Below are 17,888 nucleotides of genomic sequence, written 5' to 3' on the forward strand. Positions count from 1 at the left end.
CATTTGCAAAAAAATGCCAGCTTCAAGCTGACACAGTGGAAAGAAAAGTTCGTGCGATATCTGCAGGGCCTTGCACCGTACGCATACCGCGTCCCAACACCATAGCCCCCTCCAGCGCACTCAAATAGGCTTGTGCCAGTGACTCTGCGTCACAATTCTTTTTGATCAACCCTGCATTCTGGGCGTCACCCATAATCTGGGTCAGCCAGTCCAGATTGACCTTGAAGAAGCTTGCAACTTCATCAGCAGCAGAGTCAGGGAGTGAGCCAGACTCTGCCCCCAGCATGCCGCAAACACAAAGACGCCGGTCACGATTAAAGGTTTGCTCAAACACGGCCGCATAAGCAGCCAGCCTGTCCATAGGACTGGCGTGCCGCCCTTCCATGTTCAGCAATTCACCGCGAAAACTATGCGTGTAGCGCTGCACCAGCACTGCCACAAGGTCCTCTTTCTTGGGGAAATGATGATGAATACTAGGTTTTTTGATGCCGACCAACTTGGCCACATCGTCATAGGAAAAACCGTTGTAACCTTGCTGCTGTATCAAGCCCTGGGCAGCATCAAGGATACGCTCAGCCATTGGCGACATTTCTAAAAAATGCTTCATGTGTTACCTGCTTGGAATAAGACGCTCATTGCAGCCTCAGTTAATTTACCTTCTAGTTGGTAGGCATCATAAGTACAGTTAATTGTTGTGTCAAGCAGCTTTTTGACGTGTTCATGCATAATAGCTGTCACGCCAACCGGCAAGCATTATTAATCAAATCAAAAAGCCCTTGGCCTCAGTCTTGGCATTGTGCAAACCAGCAAGCGGCAAATGTTTATCAGTAGCGATCTCACCATCCAGCATAAGCGAGGTATAACGCAAACAGCAAACCCGCAGGAAGGATGAGAAATTGTCGATATGCCCACGATAGGCAATCAACTCATCATAGAGTTTGGTGATGAGTTGATTGGTATTCATGCCGTCACGTACAGCGATTTCTTCCAGTACCGACCAGAATATCTTTTCCAGCCTGATGGAGGTCACCACGCCATGCAGGCGCAGTGAGCGCGATCTGGATTCATACAAACCCGGATCGGCTTTCACAAAAATCTCGCACATTACTCCTCCCGCATATCGTCAAGAAATTGATTTACTGACGATTATACGACACTTGCCTAATCTGCAACTTGACTACAACTTTATTTCTGTGCCCAACAATTGCAAGAACTGCCCTATCCAGGCTGGGTGCGCCGGCCATGCGGGTGCAGTCACAAAATTCTTGTCAGTCACCGCCTCGGTCACAGCAATATTTGCATAATGTCCACCTGCTGCCTCCACTTCTGGCTGGCAAGCCGGGTAAGCTGAACACTTGATGCCTTCCAGTACCTTGGCGGCCGCCAAGATCTGCGCGCCATGGCATACAGCAGCGATAGGTTTATTGGCTTGCGCAAAATGCTGGACGATAGCAATGACTTGCGGATTCAAGCGCAAATATTCAGGCGCACGCCCACCAGGTATCAGCAAGGCATCATAATCTTGCGCCTTGATACTGGCAAAATCATGTGTGATGCCAAAGCGATGACCTGGTTTCTCTGTATATGTCTGCTGGCCCTCAAAGTCATGGATGGCCGTCGCAACATAGTCGCCAGGTTTTTTGTCCGGGCACACTGCGTGTACTGCATGCCCAACTGCCAGCAGACTTTGGAAAGGCACCATGGCCTCATAATCCTCTACAAAATCACCAACCAGCATAAGAATTTTTTTGGCTGCCATGATGTCTCCTGAATATTGGTTTGAAGGAGACCCATTGTTAAACAAATTTTATGATCGCAGGTAATGACGGGTTACTACATTCGCCAGAAATTGCCGTGCAGAAATTAACTATATTTTGCGCATTCTTATTAATATTTTGCGCCTCATTAATCAAACAGTAACAAGAACTCGTATAAAATCAAACCATGCTCTGGAATCAGATAACACGGAGTAAGAATCGTTTATAGGCTGGAGACAACATGGCAGAAGCAGGGCCGCTTTACAAAAATCGGGTTTTGCTGCTCACGCAGACTTTCTTCATCATCGATAACAAAGAAGAGTTATTGATCGGTGCGCATAAGTACGACTTCGACATCCTGTTTTTTGACCAGATGAGCGGTTTTGTAAAGGCAGTTCAGTCTTCTGACGGGCACGACCTGTTCGTGATTGACCTGGATGTTTTGTACAACATGCAAGACGATATGCAACATACCCGCCGTCAGACCATGTTCCTCAGTGATTTGTTGCAGCGCCTGCCAGATGATCAAAGCTATATTTATCTGCAAACTGTGCGTCAGGGCGAGCGCTTTTTGTTACAGCAAAAATTGGTAGACAGTAACTGCATGGCCTATGCAGAAAAGCCCATCACCAACGAAGTGCTGGTCGACAAACTGTTCAATATCTTCGCCCGAAAAAAACGGGGTGAAACGAATACTATCGTTCACTGCGGCGAACTTTCCTCCCTGGACACAGCATTGCTTGCGGAAAACCACATTGAATTGCTGCACAATCCAGACGCGCGATCCTTGCACGTGCGCGTCAAGGAAGCCCAGCCAGATATCGTCCTCATTGATGAAGCACAGTATCTACAGACTGAAGCACTCGTGCGTGTACTGAAAAAGAATATTGAATTTGACCCCAGCCGCGAAATCATCTTGCTGCAAAGCCGCCCTGACTCAAACATGGCCAGGCGTGCGCTCGATAGCGGTTTTGATGAAATACTGACACCCAGCGATGCCGACGTGCTGACACGTCAATTACTGAACCGCATCAATAAAATCCGCACCAGTAAAGACTTGATCAGCCGCGACCGCGCTACTGGCCTGCTCAACAAAGTAGGCTTACAAAAGAAAGCCCAGGAATGGATACGCCGCGCCAGTCGTGAAAACAAATCCCTGGCCTATGGCATCATCGATATCGATAAATTCAAGACCATCAACGACACCTGGGGCCATTATTTTGGCGACATCGTCATCAAGCGTTTGTCTTTAGTCTTGTCCTCACAACTGGGCGAGCAGGATTTGCTGAGCCGCTTTGGCGGCGAAGAATTTGTCGTGGTTTTCTGGGATTGCACACCTGAACAAGGCAGGCAAAAACTCGACGCCATGCGCGAAGCCTTCGGCAAGATCGTCTTTGAAGTCAAACCTGGCGAAAATAAAAACTTCAGCTTCAGCGGCGGCGTCGCCGACTTCCCGACCTGGAATACCGAGAATGCCATGTTCTTGCAGGCAGATGCGATGTTATATCAGGCCAAGCAAAGTGGGCGGAATCAGATTTGTGTTAGTGGAAAATAATCTGGTTTAATAATTTTATTGTAGGCTGGGCTTCGGCGTATCAGCCCAACACTGGGGCCCGATAAACGTATAGCTTATTTAAACGCTGAGTGTTGATCTGATAAACCATAGCCCAACCTACAATATAAAGCCCATGCATTCACCTTTCACAAAAAACAGATAATGAGAGTAATTTTCCCGTCCCTGGCCACTCCTTTCCGCGTGGAAGTACTCTTTTAAAAACAAGTGCGTTCACAGGTTCATACAGCAAAACATATTGTCTAGCGAGACGCAATCGTCTCCTGCGCAACTGATGCATTGATACCGGTTTTTCCCATCCCCACTGGGGAAAGGGTTTCTTCATTGCGTTTCTGTACTCAAGTATCAACACTCTGGTCAATTGGCGCCTTAATTCAATCTTGTCCATGCGCACGACTGGCTTTCTCCAAGGACTTACAGGCCGAAATTCACGCTGCTTCAGCATAGGCAAGCAGCGTCAAAGCACAGAATCATGCCCACCCGCTCCAAACAACTGTTCTTTGACATGCGCTAACTGATCTCTGACCTGCGCGGCTTTTTCAAACTCCAGATTTTTCGCATGATCCAGCATGAGTTTTTCCAGACGCTTGATTTCACGGCTGATCTGCTTCTCGCTCATGACTTCATAGCGCGCCTGCTCTTGCGCTACAGCCAACTCCTCCCTTGCCTCTTGCGGATTGTAGACCCCGTCGATGATGTCCTTGATCTGCTTGCGTATGCCTACCGGGGTAATATTATTGGCCAGATTGAAGGCTAGCTGCTTGTTGCGACGGCGCTCGGTTTCACCCATTGCGCGACGCATGGAATCAGTCACTTTATCTGCATATAAAATCGCTTTACCATGCAGGTTACGCGCCGCACGGCCTATGGTTTGTATCAGGCTGCGCTCAGAACGCAAGAAACCTTCTTTGTCTGCATCAAGGATCGCCACCAGTGACACTTCAGGGATATCCAGACCTTCGCGCAGCAAGTTGATACCAACCAGCACATCAAAGGTACCGAGGCGCAGATCGCGGATAATTTCTACCCGCTCTACCGTATCAATGTCGCTATGCAGGTAACGTACCTTGATGCCATTTTCACCGAGGAATTCTGTTAACTGTTCTGACATACGCTTGGTCAGTGTGGTGACCAGTACGCGCTCGTGTTTTTTCACACGCTCGATAATCTGGTTCATCAGATCATCGACCTGAGTCAGGGCCGGGCGCACTTCAATTTCCGGGTCAACCAGACCGGTAGGTCTGACCAACTGCTCGACAGTCTGGTCAGAATGCTGATCTTCGTAATCACCTGGCGTGGCCGAGACAAATACGGTCTGGCGCAACTTGCTTTCAAATTCAGCAAACTTCAGCGGGCGATTATCCAGTGCCGATGGCAGGCGGAAGCCATAATCCACCAGATTTGTCTTGCGCGCCCTGTCGCCGTTATACATGCCATTCAACTGACCTGTCAGCACATGGGATTCATCAAGGAACATCAAGGCATCTGCTGGCAGGTAATCGACCAGGGTCGGTGGCGGTTCACCGGCCTTGGCACCACTCAGGTGGCGCGAATAATTTTCAATGCCCTTGGTGAAACCAATCTCGGCCATCATTTCCAGATCAAAGCGGGTGCGCTGTTCTATGCGCTGCTCTTCAATGAGTTTGTTTTCACGACGGAAGAAATCCAGGCGCTCGCGCAATTCTTCTTTGATCGTATCGATGGCACGCAAGACCGTTTCGCGCGGCGTGACATAGTGCGAGCTAGGATAAACCGTGAAGCGCGGTATCTTTTGTTTGATACGCCCGGTCAGGGGATCAAACAATTGCAGGTTTTCGATTTCATCATCGAACATTTCTACACGCACAGCCATCTCGGCATGTTCTGCCGGAAATATATCAATAGTATCGCCACGCACACGGAAAGTGCCACGTCCGAAATCAACTTCATTGCGCTTGTACTGCATCTGTATCAAGCGGGCGATGACATCGCGCTGACTGACTTTGTCCTTGGCACGCAGGGTCAAAATCATCTTGTGGTATTCGCTAGGGTTACCGATACCATAGATGGCTGACACAGTAGCCACAATGATGACATCACGTCTTTCCATCAGCGATTTGGTACAGGACAAACGCATCTGTTCTATATGTTCATTGATGGCAGAATCTTTCTCAATGAACAAGTCGCGCTGCGGTACATACGCTTCTGGTTGATAGTAATCGTAATAACTGACAAAATACTCCACCGCATTGCGTGGAAAGAATTCCCTGAACTCACTGTACAACTGTGCTGCCAGGGTTTTATTAGGTGCAAAAATGATCGCTGGCCTACCTGTTCTGGCGATTACATTTGCCATCGTATAGGTCTTACCCGACCCCGTCACTCCCAGCAGTGTCTGAAAAAACAAACCGTCACTGATACCCTCAACCAATTGTGCAATGGCCGCTGGCTGATCACCCGCTGGCTGGAACATTTGATACAACTGATAAGGTGAATCAGGGAAACTGATAAATTTTGATTCGTCCAGCTGTTCTGACAAAGCTGTTGAATTAACTGGTGCTACGGCCATGATGCGATTACCTTTGCTAAAATAGGTGGCTGTACTATGCAATCTGCCTCATTCCAACCTTTATTGTCGGCAACGACAAATATTTCAATATTATCACGATGACTGCTCACGCTTCTTCCCCCCTGTTTTCTGCCATAGAAATGGCCCCCCGCGACCCCATCCTGGGCATCACCGAAGCATTCAATGCTGACCAGAATCCTGCCAAGGTCAATCTGGGTGTAGGCGTATATTATGATGACAATGGCAAGGTGCCATTGCTGGAATGCGTCAAAAAAGCAGAAGCTATTTTGATGGAAAAATTTGCCCCGCGTACTTACCTGCCCATCGAAGGCCTTGCTGCCTATGATAAAGCAGTACAAGAACTGGTATTTGGTGCTGACAGTGACGTAGTCAAGGAAAAGCGTGCAATCACTGCCCAAGCTATTGGTGGCACAGGTGCGCTGAAACTGGGTGCAGACTTCTTGCAGCGCTTCACCCCAAACTCTGAAGTCTGGATCAGTGACCCAAGCTGGGAAAACCACCGCGCCCTGTTTGAATCGGCCGGTTTTAAAGTCAACTCTTACCCTTACTATGATGCAGCGACACGCGGCGTCAATTTCGCTGGCATGCTGGATGCATTAAAAGCCATGCCTGAAGGCTCCATCGTGTTGTTGCACGCCTGCTGCCATAATCCTACTGGTGCTGACCTGAGCGATGATCAATGGACAGAAGTGATTGCCGTGGTTGCTCAGCGTAACCTGATCCCTTTCCTCGACATGGCTTATCAGGGCTTTGGCGATGGTATTGAAGCAGATGGCAAAGTAGTACGTCGCTTTGCTGAAGCTGGCGGTGCCCTGTTTGTCTCCAACTCTTTCTCCAAATCCTTCTCCCTGTATGGCGAACGTGTCGGTGCACTGAGCATTGCCGCATCCAGCGCAGAAGAAGCAGCGCGCATCATGTCGCAACTGAAACGCGTGATCCGCACCAACTACTCCAATCCACCTACTCATGGCGGCCAGGTGGTGGCAACCGTACTGGCAACGCCAGAACTGCGCCAGTTGTGGGAAGAGGAGCTGGCAGGCATGCGCGTACGCATACGTGAAATGCGCACGGCCTTCGTCAGCATGCTCAAAGAAAAAGCCCCGGGCCATGACTTTGATTTCGTGATCCAGCAACGCGGCATGTTCTCGTATTCTGGCCTGACGAAAGAACAAGTTGGTAAGCTGCGCGATAACAATTCCATCTACGCTGTTGATACTGGCCGGATTTGCGTTGCTGCTCTCAACAACAAGAATATTAACAACGTTATTGAGGCAATTACCCAGGTTTTGTAATTGGATAAGGCCTGCGTATTGACAAACAGGGGTCGAGAGAATATAATTTTTGTCTCTGTTCCCTGATAGCTCAGTTGGTAGAGCGACGGACTGTTAATCCGCAGGTCCCTGGTTCGAGTCCAGGTCGGGGAGCCACAGAATTCGAAGTAAGTAGTGAACTTATCAAAAAATCACTGCGAACAAAGTATTTAAGTTGTAGATAAAAAAGTTTAACGAAGATCATCATATCTTCTATTCCCTGATAGCTCAGTTGGTAGAGCGACGGACTGTTAATCCGCAGGTCCCTGGTTCGAGTCCAGGTCGGGGAGCCAAAATTAGAGAGAGCAGAGTTACCTGCTAAAGCTGGTAACTCTTTTTTTTCCGCCAAATTTAATTGGCAATGTCGTGAATAGCGTAGTTTGCAGTACAGAATTGAAGTGAGTAGTGAACTTGACAAAAATCACTGCCAAAAAGATAGTTTTAAAAGTTTAATGAAGATCATCATATCTTCTATTCCCTGATAGCTCAGTTGGTAGAGCGACGGACTGTTAATCCGCAGGTCCCTGGTTCGAGTCCAGGTCGGGGAGCCAAATTTAGAAAAGAGTTACTTGCCAAGGCCAGTAACTCTTTTTTTTCCGCCCTGCTCCTATACGACACGGCAAACAGGTCAGACAGAATTTCAGGAGCTAGTCTTTTTATGTACGCGGCGTAAATATCAAGCTAGAGATTCAATCGACGACATTCCGGTTGACGTACTATCCCGGTCAAATAAATTCGTACACGTATTCCCCCTCCTTGCGCAGCAAATCCCCTCCGGCAATTCGTCAAACAAGCTCAGCTCGATTTCTTCAACTCCAACTCAATTCTCAAAGCTGCTGAATTGCTACGGAATTTCATTCTGTGTCATATACAGGAAACTATAGAGCGCATTGACGAAGCAATAGCTATGCTTATCTCCACGTCGCTGTTGAGAATCAAAACTGAACCCAAAGTGGCAGGCAAAGTTATTGCCCCGCGAAATCAATATATACAGTTCAGTGCCTGAATGGACAAAAAAGCCAGCTACAAACTCTCGTAGCTGGCTTTTTAAATTTGGAAAAATCAGGCTTATTTGGCTGGTGCAGCAACTGTTGATTTAGTTCTGAACCATCCCCTGATTTTTCCCAGCAAGTGCTCAAAATCATCAATGTAGGTGAAAACGGCAGGCACCACCAGCAAGCTTAGAAGCGTTGAAGTAATCAAGCCGCCAATCACCGCAATCGCCATTGGCGAACGGAAACTGGGGTCAGCACCCCAACCCAGCGCCAATGGCATCATACCTGCACCCATGGCAATGGTGGTCATGATGATGGGACGGCTGCGTTTGTGGCAGGCGTCAACCAGGGCATCAAAACGACTCATGCCTGCTTCTCTTGCCAGGACGGCATAATCTACCAGCAAGATGGAGTTCTTGGTCACGATACCCATCAGCATGATCAGGCCTATCATGGATGGCATCGACAAGGCACGACCAGTCACCAGCAAGGCCACGAAGGCGCCACCAATGCTCAAAGGCAGTGCCGCCAGGATAGTCACCGGTTGCAAGAAGTCCTTGAACAACAGTACCAGCACACCATAGATGCACAATACACCGATCAGCATGGCGATACCAAAGCTGGCGAACAGGGCTTGCATCTCTTGCGCATCACCAAGCTCAGCAATGCTGACTGACGGTGGCAGGTTTTTCATACTGGGCAAGGCGCGCGCTTCTTCATTGACTTCACCCAGTTGGCGGCTACCCAACTCCACATCCAGGGTCACATTGCGCTTGCGATTGAGTCTGTCTATCTGTGCAGGGCCGGATTCCATGGTGACGCTGGCAACACTACCCAGCATGACAGGGCCGTTCTTGCCAGGCACGGTAAGGCGTTCTATCTCAGCCAGATCAGCCCTGAAACTGTCTGGCAATTTAACGCGTATAGGCACCTGGCGTTGCGACAGATTCAGCTTGGGCAAGGCCTGGTCATAATCGCCAGCGGTTGCCACGCGTACTGTTTCACCTATGGCCGCCGCAGTCACTCCAAGATCCGCTGCCCTGGCCATATCTGGCCGCACGATGATCTCAGGGCGTACCAGCGAAGCACTGGAACTGACATTGCCCACACCTTTCAGCGTCCGCAATTCACGTTCGACTTTTTGTGCTGCTTCAACCAGGGCCAAAGGGTCTTCACTTTGCAAGACCAGTTGCATTTTGACGCCAGTATCTGGTGGACCCACATTGAACTTGGCACCAGAAATATCGGCAATCTCAGTACGGATTTTGGCATCAATATCGGCAATCGAATCCTTGCGTTTGTTTCTGTGCACGGCTGTCACAGTCAACACTGCACGCCTGGCTTCTGCCGCAGCACCAGGGGCAAAGGCATCACCACTGGAACCACCACCGATAGAACTGAAGACATTGATAATCTCTTTGTTCTTCATGATGGCAACCCTGGCCTGCTCAGCAACGTTGCGGGTTTCTGCCAGTGTACTGCCTGGTGGTAGCTCTATATTGACTTGTGTCTGCGCACGGTCAGCAGAAGGTACAAAACCCGTTGGCAGCAAACCGACTAAAGCAATCGAACCGACAAAAAACAAGGTTGCGGCTATCATGGTGATCAGACGATGACGCAAACACCATTGCATGGTTTTCATATAATGAGTCATGATCCAGCCATCTTTCTGGCCATGCACGCCTTCAAGCTCACCTGATTTTCCGCGCTTTGGTGCCTTCATGATGTAAGCTGCCATCATCGGCGTCAGCAAACGCGCCACCACCAGCGAAGCCAGAATCGCAATCACCGCCGTCCAGCCAAACTGTTTGAAGAACAATCCCGGCACGCCTCCCATGAAAGCAGTCGGCAAGAACACGGCCACCAGGGCAAAGGTGGTGGCAATAACAGCCATACCAATTTCATCCGCCGCTTCCATGGCTGCCTGCATCGGGGTTTTACCCATGTGTAAATGACGGGCGATGTTTTCAATTTCCACAATCGCATCATCGACCAGCACACCTACCACTAAAGCAAGTGACAGCAAGGTCACAGTATTCAGCGTATAACCAAAATACTTGAGACCGAGGAAGGTAGGTATCACAGACAAAGGCAAGGCCGCAGCCGCCACCAAAGTCGCACGCCAGTCGCGCAAGAACCACCAGACCACCAGGATGGCAAGCAAGGCACCTTCATACAGCAAGTCCATAGAGCCATCGAAATTTTCTTCTACTGGCTGGGCATTATCTATGGCCTGGTGAAACTTCATGTTCGGATGGGCAGCCTGCAATTCATCGACTGCTGCATGCGAACCTTTGGCCACATCAACTTCACTGGCACCCTTGGTACGGAATACTTCAAAGCCAACGACCTGCTTGCCATCCAGCGTAGCGACAGAACGCGGCTCGCTGACGGTATCAAGCACGCGCGCCACCTGATCAAGGCGTATATGTCGCCCATCTGGCAATGGGATATCCAGCACGGCCAGTTCAGCCGCGGTCTTGACGGTAGCAATGGTACGTACCGATTGCTCGGCACCACTGACATCGCCACGGCCACCCGGCGCTTCTTGCTGCACCAGCTTCAAACGACGCGAAACATCTACAGCAGCAACATTCAATGCGGCCATCTTGCTGGTATCAAGCTCTACCCGCACTTCACGGCTGACGCCGCCCATGCGCCTGACTGCACCGACACCAGGGACAGCACGCAAGCGCTTTGCTACGGTATTATCAACAAACCAGCTAAGCTCTTGCGCATCTGGTTTGCTGCTTTCGCCAGCGACTACTTTACTGTCCTTGCCATCTTCTGCAGCTTCCACTGTGTACGTCATGATGACGCGACCAGCAGTGGATGCCTTGGTCACAGTAGGGTCCCGCATTTCGCTGGGCAGATCTGCGCGCACGGTTGCCACGGCATCGCGCACTTCATTGACTGCATCTGAAATTACTTTTTCCAGGACGAATTCCACAGTGACTTCAACATTACCATCCAGCACTTTGGTGTAGACGTTTTTTACACCTTGCAGGGAAGCCACTGCATCTTCTATCTTGCGGGCGACTTCCGTTTCCAGCTGTGCTGGTGCGGCACCAGACAAAGGTGCGCTGACGGTGACGATAGGCAGTTCGATATCAGGAAAATCCTGCACGATGGTGGAACGGAACGACAATATCCCTGCCAGCGTCAGCAAGATAAACAGCATGATCGCTGGTATGGGATTTTTAATTGAGAGTGAAGAAAAGTTCACATGAGCCCCTTAGTTTTTGACGGCGGCATTGGCTGACTTGACTGCAGCCACCACTTTTACCGTATCGCCATCATTGAGGAAGCCTGCGCCGCTGGAGACTATAGTGCTGTCCGCATTCAAACCAGAGACAACCTCAACCAAATCGCCTTGCGCATTACTCACGCGACGCCCGGTCTGCAATTTGATTTGCGTAACCCGGTTATCCGCATTTAAACGGAAGGCATAACTGAAACCATCTCTGACCACCACGGCTTGCTGAGGTATGGTCAGGGCTTGAGAACTGCCCATGACGAATTCGCCTTTGGCATACATGCCTGGCTTGAATGCCAGTGAGGCTGTGGCTTGTTGTGGCTTGGCTGCCGTTGTAGCACTTGTATCTGGCACCAGGTCAACATAGACCAGGCCCATTCTGGTTTGCGCATCTACCGTAGGTGACACTACCCTGACCTTACCCTTCCATTGCGCACCACCTGGTGCAGTCACAACGACCTCTGTGCCCGGCACTATTTTTGCCATCTCACTGGCTGTCACTTCGGCCCGCCATTCCAGACGGCCTTGACGTATCATGCGGAAAAGTTCTGCTCCGTTACCGACGACTGAACCCAGGGTAGCCACGCGTGCAGTAATGATGCCACTGTCAGGCGCAACGACCCGCGTGTGACGCATACGCAATTGCTGGGCATCAACGCCTGCCTTGGCAGACTCCACCCTAGCCTTGGCAGTTTGTTCTGCTGTCAGGTATTGACCGACTTGCTGAGCACTCAGCGCACCGCTGGTTTGCAAGGCACGGGTACGTTCGGCATTCGCCGCAGCTTCTGCAAGATTGGCTTGCGCTTCTGCCAGGCTGGCCTGCGCCAATGCAAGATCGGCCCTCACAGCTTCGCTGGCAAAACTGACCAGCAACTGCCCACGCTGTACCACATCACCGATATTGGCATGCAACTCCTGTATGCGCAGGCCAGATGCCTCAGAACCTATCAAAGCCTCTTGCCAGGCAGCGACGCTACCATTGGCTGTCAGTTTGATGACCAGGTTGCCGCTAGTGGCCTTGGTGGTGGTGACGGTTAAAGCTGGTTTGACTTTGGCAGCCGTGGCAGAGGCACTGGCGGCCTTGGCAGGTTCATCGGCAGCATTGGAAGTGGCGGACAACCATAAGCCACCAGCACCAAGGGCAATCATGCCAGCCAGGCTCAGGGATAGTGGTTTGCGTGAAATAAGTTTCTTCATGTCGAATACGCTTTCTATTATTTTTAAATTCAGGAATTTGTTTTAGCTTGGCTGGCTGCTTGCGCGCTCAAGTCCCAGCCACCGCCCAGCGCCCTGTACAAGGCGATCCAGGCACGATTTCTTTCAAGTTGCAGTGTGATCAGGGCAGACTGGGAAGCAAAGGCTGTGCGTCTTGCATCTTCCAGTTCCAGCAAACTGGCCATGCCCTTGTTGTAGCGTACCGCTGTCGCCTGCAGGGCTTGTTCATAACCCCTTGCTGAAATTTCAGAATCAAGGCGACGTGCATCGGTACTATTCAAGTTCACCAACGCCTCTTCAACCTCGCGTACTGCCTGCCTGACCTTGCCGTGATAATTGCTGCTGGCCGTCTGGTAACGTGCTTTGGCTGCGTCAATATTGGCACTAGTCTGGCCGCCATTGAATATGGGCAGGGTCAATGCCAGTGGCCCGACTGACCAGGTATCCATGCGGGTATCACTACCGCCATTCTTATAGCGCATGGTTCCTATAGAACCGCTGAGACTCAGGCGCGGGTAGCGTTGCGCCTCGGCGGCGCCTACTTGTGAGCTGGCAGCGGCCACATCTTTTTCGGCAGCATATACGTCAGGACGTTGTGTCAGCAAGTGCGCAGGTAAACTGCTCACAGCCAGTGGCAACAAGTTTCTAAAACCTGCCTGGGCGCCCTCCAAAAGCTGCCTCAATTCAGGCTCGGGCCTGGCAGTCAGTGCCACCAGGGCTTTGATATCCAGATCACATAGTGCGGCTTGCTGTATGGCCCGGCTATTACCTTCAGCCGCACTGGCACGCGCCAGTGCTGAGGTGGCACTAGCTGACATGCCTGCCTTGACACTCAATTCCGTCACCCTGGCAGTTTCAGCACGTGACTTGGCATCTTGCCAGCTCAGGTCTGCCACTTGCTGACAACTCAACACCGAGAAATATAACTGCGCCACTTCTGCCGCCACCGATATCCTGGCATCATGCCAGAGCGCCTGACTGCCTTCCAGCTCAGCCTGGGCTGCTTGATTATTGGCACGGTTAGCACCAAACAAATCCAGTTCCCAGGAAGTTTGCAAACCTGCCTGCGCGGTAGTAGCGACTGGCATGCCCGGCTGGTTCTTTGCACGCGTTGCATTCGCCACCGCATCCACCGAAGGCAGCAAAGCAGCACCACTGGCAACTCTGGCTGCCCTGGCTGTTTCCATGCGCGACCATGCTTGCGACAGCGAAGGGCTGACTTTTTGTGCGGCCTCAATCAACTCCAGCAAACTGGCGTCGCCGTGCGCTTGCCACCAATTGCGCAATTCCGTGTTTTTTTCTTCGGAGGGCAAGATAGCCTGCCAGTGTGCTGGCAAGCTGGCTGAACTCGACGCAGTAGGATTTGTCGTAGCGCATGCAGCAAGCAACACTGCAATGGCCGGGATAAGGATGAAATGTCGTATAGTCATGTCGTTGTCGAAGATATGGTTAATCAGAATTCATTGTGAGCCGGCGGCGTTTTTCATCTTCACACATGGCGATGGCATAATCCACCAGCCGCGAAGCATAGGCATCAATTGCCTTGGATTTGGCGATCAAAGCGGGCCGGATCGCCTGTATCACATCACCACTGATCAGCAAAGAAATGGCCAGGCCAGAGATGGAAATCGCCAGCCTGTGTACATCATCGTCTGCCTTGCTGATATCCAGATACCTGCACAAGAATTTGACCATGGCCAGATGAGAAGGCTTGATGGCCGTATCGATTTCTTCCAGCCATAAACCAGTAGGTTCGAGCATTTCACGAAAATGCAATTTCATGCAAGTTTGCACGAGCTCCCCCTGCTTCAAAGAGTCAGTAAACGTACAGATCAAGGCGGCCAGTGTAGAACGCAAATCGGCTCCATCCTGTTCGAATATGGCTGGATCAACATTTGGATTGGTGCGCGGATCATTGAACACGGCACGATATAAGCCAGCTTTATCAGCAAAATAATAACTGATCGCAGAAATATTCACATTGGCGGCCTTGGCAATCTCCCTGGTCGATGTTTTTGCATAACCTCTTTCGGCAAATAATTGCAGGGCGGCATCCAGCAGGCGCATACGCGCCTCCAGGCCATCAACACGCAATATTTTTCCGTCGGCCGTGGCGACCTGGCTCTCTGGCTGAATTTGTCGCTTGGCAACTTTTTTTTGGCTGGATGTTTTCATGCCGAGAATACTAGCACATAAATCAAACGTTTGATTTAACTAGCACCGCAAAAACAAAAGACGTTATCAAATAGAAATACCATTGCAAAATGGGATAGCCCTGCTCACCACAAGGATGTTGCCAACTGTCACGGCATAGTCATATTCACGGTTTAGGCTTCGCACTAAACGCTTTCACAAACTCATTTGATATCTCAAAGTGACCTTACTTACCTCCCCCGCCATCCGCCTTTTGCGCAATTTCAAGATTGCTCACAAGCTTGGTTTTGTCGCTCTGGCATTTGCGATTCCCCTGCTCGTCGTGCTGGCACTGCTGTTCCATAATCTGCGGCAAGATGTCTTGCAAATCCAGGAAAAGCAGGCTGCCATCAAAATAATTGCGACTAAAAATGAATTGCGTCTGCTGATACAAAAACAGCGAGCCCTGCAGCACATGCACCTGCTCGGCAATAAACAAGTGGGCAGCAGTATCAGTGAAAACCAGGGAAAGATAGAAAATTTGTTCAAGCAAGCAGGCCAGAATAACGGCAGCAATCAACTATGGCCCACTCTGGCATCAAAGCAGGCAACATTTAAAGCTGCTGAAAGTTTCACCGAACATAGTAGCTTGCTGAATGCCATTGAGCTCGAAATTAAAGAAATTGCCAACAATTCAAAGTTAGCGCTGGATAGTGATTTAAAAACCAACCAGTTGGTCAACATCTATCTCACTACCCTGCCCCAAATAGAAGAAAAGTTATCCATCATCGCAGGTCGTGGTGCAGCGTATATTGATACAGGTTTGTTCGAAGCAGGTGAAGATGTGATGCTAAATTCCCTGCATATGCTGGCAAAGCTTAACTTGTCTGAGCTTGCATCAAGCATGCAAAACCTGGGGGTGCATAGCAAGGAATATGCGTTGGCAGACATCGGCGCGCAAACCAGTATAGCGGATGCAAAAAAATTTCTTGCGCGCTCGCAGGATGAAGTACTGGCATCTGTCAATCAAAGGAACGGCAACGCATTCCTGCAGGCAGGCACAGACAATTTGAATACACTGCATGCAACGAAAACGGCGGTCGCCAAGCTCATCGCCAATAATCTTGAGCATGAAATTAATAAAACCAGCCAGCGAGCCTGGCAAATGTCAGTGGGCATTATTTTACTCTTGCTGATAGCCAGCTATTTTTTGATGGCAATTTATCAGGCATTAACGACGGACTTGAAGATATTGGCTCAGGCAGTAGCAGAAACTGCAGCAGGCAATTTACAAAACCGTGTCAGTAGTAAGGGCAAGGATGAACTGGCACAATTGATCAATGCGGTAGGCAGAATGAATATGGAATTAAGCAATCTGGTTGCCAATATCCGTCTGAGCGCGCAAGCCGTGGATATCATTGCCAGGGAAATTCACGATGAAAACACGGACCTGGCCAACCGCACGGAAAGCCAGGCAGCATCCCTGCAACAAACTGCCAGTGCAATTGATGAACTGGCAGCCACTATTTCTGAAAACGCTGGCAATCTGGCGCAAGCCAATAGTCTCATGCATAGCTCGGCAGAGCGTGTGCAACATGGGCTGGAAGTCATGGATAGCAGCATCCTCTCCATGCAAACCGTCAGTGCCAGCGCCAAGAAAATAACTGAAATCATCGGCGTCATGGATGGTATCGCCTTCCAGACGAATATCCTGGCCCTCAACGCAGCGGTGGAAGCTGCCAGGGCTGGTCAGGAGGGCCGTGGCTTTGCGGTAGTAGCTGCAGAAGTACGCAACCTGGCACAGCGCAGCGCCAATGCCGCCAAAGAAATCAAAGGCCTGATTGCCTCATCCGGCCAGGCAGTGGAAGCTGGCAGCAAGATGATCAATACGGCAGGCCAGACCATGCGCAATATCGCCGACAATGTGGAAGTGGTCACAGAACTCATCAAGCAAATCGCCAAGGCCAGCCAGGAGCAAAGCATGGGTATTTCAGACGTCAATCAGGCGATTGCCGACATTGATGAAATCACTCAGGATAATACCCGACTGGTGGAAATGGCGAGTGAGTCTACCGCCAAACTGGAAGAACAGGCCACCTCACTCGGTGCAGCAGTCAGCGTCTTCAAAACATTACCATTGGTTACTGATGCGCAGCACCTGCATCTGGCCAGCAGTTCAAATGACAGCTTTATGCTGGCAGCACTTGAGAAGAAAAAACTGGCTGCATAAGGCAACAAGCAACTTACCATAGAAAAAAGCCACCAGACATATGCACTGGTGGCTTTTTTGGTTTTGCGGTTTATTTCAGACTTTTAGGAGAGTCAGTATGGAGAGCAATTCATCCCTGATCTGATGCAGATTTACAGGCTCGTCTGCAGACTCTTGCACCGCTGTTTCGGCATGTCCACCGTTGACGTTGAGCTTGTTTCTGGCACCATTGATGGTAAAGCCCTGCTCATATAATAATTCGCGGATACGGCGTATCAGCAAAACTTCATGATGCTGATAATAACGACGGTTACCGCGACGCTTGACAGGCTTTAGTTGTGTAAATTCCTGCTCCCAATAACGCAGAACATGCGGTTTGACGCCACACAATTCACCAACTTCGCCTATCGTAAAATACCGCTTGGCCGGAATAGGCGGCAGTACAAAAGACTCAATCTTGATTTCAGTCATGGAAAATATCAGGCAGCATGGGCAAGAGGTTGATTACCGACGTCGTCGACCATGCCTTTGAGTTTCTGGCTGGCATGGAAAGTAACGACACGACGTGCAGTAATAGGAATTTCTTCACCGGTTTTAGGATTGCGACCAGGACGTTGCGGTTTGTCACGCAACTGGAAATTACCAAAGCCGGACAACTTAACGGCTTCTCCCCTTTCCAGTGCATCACGGATTTCATCAAAAAAAGTTTCTACCATGTCCTTGGCTTCGCGCTTATTCAAACCTACATGTTCAAACAGGAGTTCGGCCAATTCTGCCTTGGTCAAGGTAGGCAATTCCTTTTCCGCCTGTGACCGCGCCCGGGCTTCCTGCATTGCGCGATTCAAATCAGCATCCAGCACCGACTGAAACT

13 protein-coding genes and 3 tRNA genes are annotated in these 17,888 nt (G+C 50.2%); 6 read left to right on the forward strand and 10 right to left on the reverse strand.

Going from position 1 to position 17,888, the window contains the following annotated elements; all coding sequences use genetic code 11:
- Positions 1-22: 22 nt before the first annotated feature.
- The 3 genes from H8L47_RS03275 to H8L47_RS03285 form a co-directional block, all read right to left on the reverse strand.
- The gene (locus H8L47_RS03275; RefSeq protein ID WP_186951788.1) at positions 23-607 is read right to left on the reverse strand and encodes a TetR/AcrR family transcriptional regulator; all 585 of its coding nucleotides are present in this window, start codon (positions 605-607) and stop codon (positions 23-25) included.
- A gap of 153 nt (positions 608-760) precedes the next feature.
- Positions 761-1,105, reverse strand: coding sequence for a ribbon-helix-helix domain-containing protein (locus tag H8L47_RS03280; RefSeq protein WP_186951789.1), 345 nt, complete (start codon positions 1,103-1,105; stop codon positions 761-763).
- Between the two features lie 72 nt (positions 1,106-1,177).
- Positions 1,178-1,759 carry a DJ-1/PfpI family protein gene (locus H8L47_RS03285; RefSeq protein WP_186951790.1) on the reverse strand — a complete coding sequence of 194 codons (582 nt, stop codon included), beginning with the start codon at positions 1,757-1,759 and terminating at the stop codon, positions 1,178-1,180.
- 239 nt (positions 1,760-1,998) lie between these two features.
- Between H8L47_RS03285 and H8L47_RS03290 the strand changes: the two genes are divergently transcribed.
- Complete coding sequence (locus tag H8L47_RS03290) at positions 1,999-3,312, forward strand: GGDEF domain-containing protein (RefSeq protein WP_186951791.1); 1,314 nt, start codon at positions 1,999-2,001, stop codon at positions 3,310-3,312.
- 475 nt (positions 3,313-3,787) lie between these two features.
- Here the strand turns inward: H8L47_RS03290 and uvrB are convergent, their stop codons facing one another.
- Positions 3,788-5,878, reverse strand: coding sequence for an excinuclease ABC subunit UvrB (uvrB, locus tag H8L47_RS03295; RefSeq protein ID WP_186951792.1), 2,091 nt, complete (start codon positions 5,876-5,878; stop codon positions 3,788-3,790).
- Positions 5,879-5,976: 98 nt separating this feature from the next.
- On the opposite strand from uvrB, the gene H8L47_RS03300 reads away from it, so the two are divergent.
- The 4 genes from H8L47_RS03300 to H8L47_RS03315 all read left to right on the forward strand — a co-directional run bounded on the left by H8L47_RS03300 (position 5,977) and on the right by H8L47_RS03315 (position 7,760).
- Complete coding sequence (locus H8L47_RS03300; protein ID WP_186951793.1) at positions 5,977-7,191, forward strand: amino acid aminotransferase; 1,215 nt, start codon at positions 5,977-5,979, stop codon at positions 7,189-7,191.
- Positions 7,192-7,250: 59 nt separating this feature from the next.
- Positions 7,251-7,326 (forward strand) — tRNA-Asn (locus H8L47_RS03305).
- 100 nt (positions 7,327-7,426) lie between these two features.
- Positions 7,427-7,502, forward strand: a tRNA-Asn gene (locus H8L47_RS03310).
- Positions 7,503-7,684: 182 nt separating this feature from the next.
- A tRNA-Asn gene (locus H8L47_RS03315) sits at positions 7,685-7,760 on the forward strand.
- Between the two features lie 517 nt (positions 7,761-8,277).
- Here H8L47_RS03315 and H8L47_RS03320 read toward each other — a convergent pair.
- From H8L47_RS03320 to H8L47_RS03335, 4 genes are read right to left on the reverse strand one after another with little or no spacing between them, the layout of a single operon-like run.
- Positions 8,278-11,430, reverse strand: a complete 3,153-nt coding sequence (locus H8L47_RS03320; RefSeq protein ID WP_186951794.1) for an efflux RND transporter permease subunit — start codon at positions 11,428-11,430, stop codon at positions 8,278-8,280.
- A 9-nt stretch (positions 11,431-11,439) separates the two neighbouring features.
- Positions 11,440-12,657, reverse strand: coding sequence for an efflux RND transporter periplasmic adaptor subunit (locus H8L47_RS03325; RefSeq protein WP_186951795.1), 1,218 nt, complete (start codon positions 12,655-12,657; stop codon positions 11,440-11,442).
- A 29-nt stretch (positions 12,658-12,686) separates the two neighbouring features.
- Entirely contained in the window at positions 12,687-14,105 is a 1,419-nt protein-coding gene (locus H8L47_RS03330) for an efflux transporter outer membrane subunit (RefSeq protein WP_186951796.1), read from the reverse strand.
- A 19-nt stretch (positions 14,106-14,124) separates the two neighbouring features.
- A complete protein-coding gene (locus H8L47_RS03335; RefSeq protein WP_186951797.1) occupies positions 14,125-14,850 on the reverse strand; it encodes a TetR/AcrR family transcriptional regulator in 726 nt (241 codons plus the stop codon).
- A 199-nt stretch (positions 14,851-15,049) separates the two neighbouring features.
- Here H8L47_RS03335 and H8L47_RS30190 point away from each other — a divergent pair, with 199 nt between their 5' ends.
- Positions 15,050-17,038 (forward strand): methyl-accepting chemotaxis protein, encoded by a 1,989-nt coding sequence (locus H8L47_RS30190; protein WP_186951798.1) that lies wholly within the window; start codon positions 15,050-15,052, stop codon positions 17,036-17,038.
- A gap of 75 nt (positions 17,039-17,113) precedes the next feature.
- On the opposite strand, the gene H8L47_RS03345 is transcribed toward H8L47_RS30190, so the two are convergent.
- Positions 17,114-17,488 carry a MerR family transcriptional regulator gene (locus tag H8L47_RS03345; RefSeq protein WP_186951799.1) on the reverse strand — a complete coding sequence of 125 codons (375 nt, stop codon included), beginning with the start codon at positions 17,486-17,488 and terminating at the stop codon, positions 17,114-17,116.
- An 8-nt stretch (positions 17,489-17,496) separates the two neighbouring features.
- Positions 17,497-17,850: an integration host factor subunit alpha gene (locus H8L47_RS03350; protein ID WP_456243381.1), complete on the reverse strand. Its 354-nt coding sequence runs from the start codon at positions 17,848-17,850 to the stop codon at positions 17,497-17,499.
- Positions 17,851-17,888 lie beyond the last annotated feature (38 nt).

The sequence above is a fragment of the Undibacterium umbellatum genome, from assembly GCF_014284125.1.
GTDB lineage: Bacteria > Pseudomonadota > Gammaproteobacteria > Burkholderiales > Burkholderiaceae_D > Undibacterium > Undibacterium umbellatum.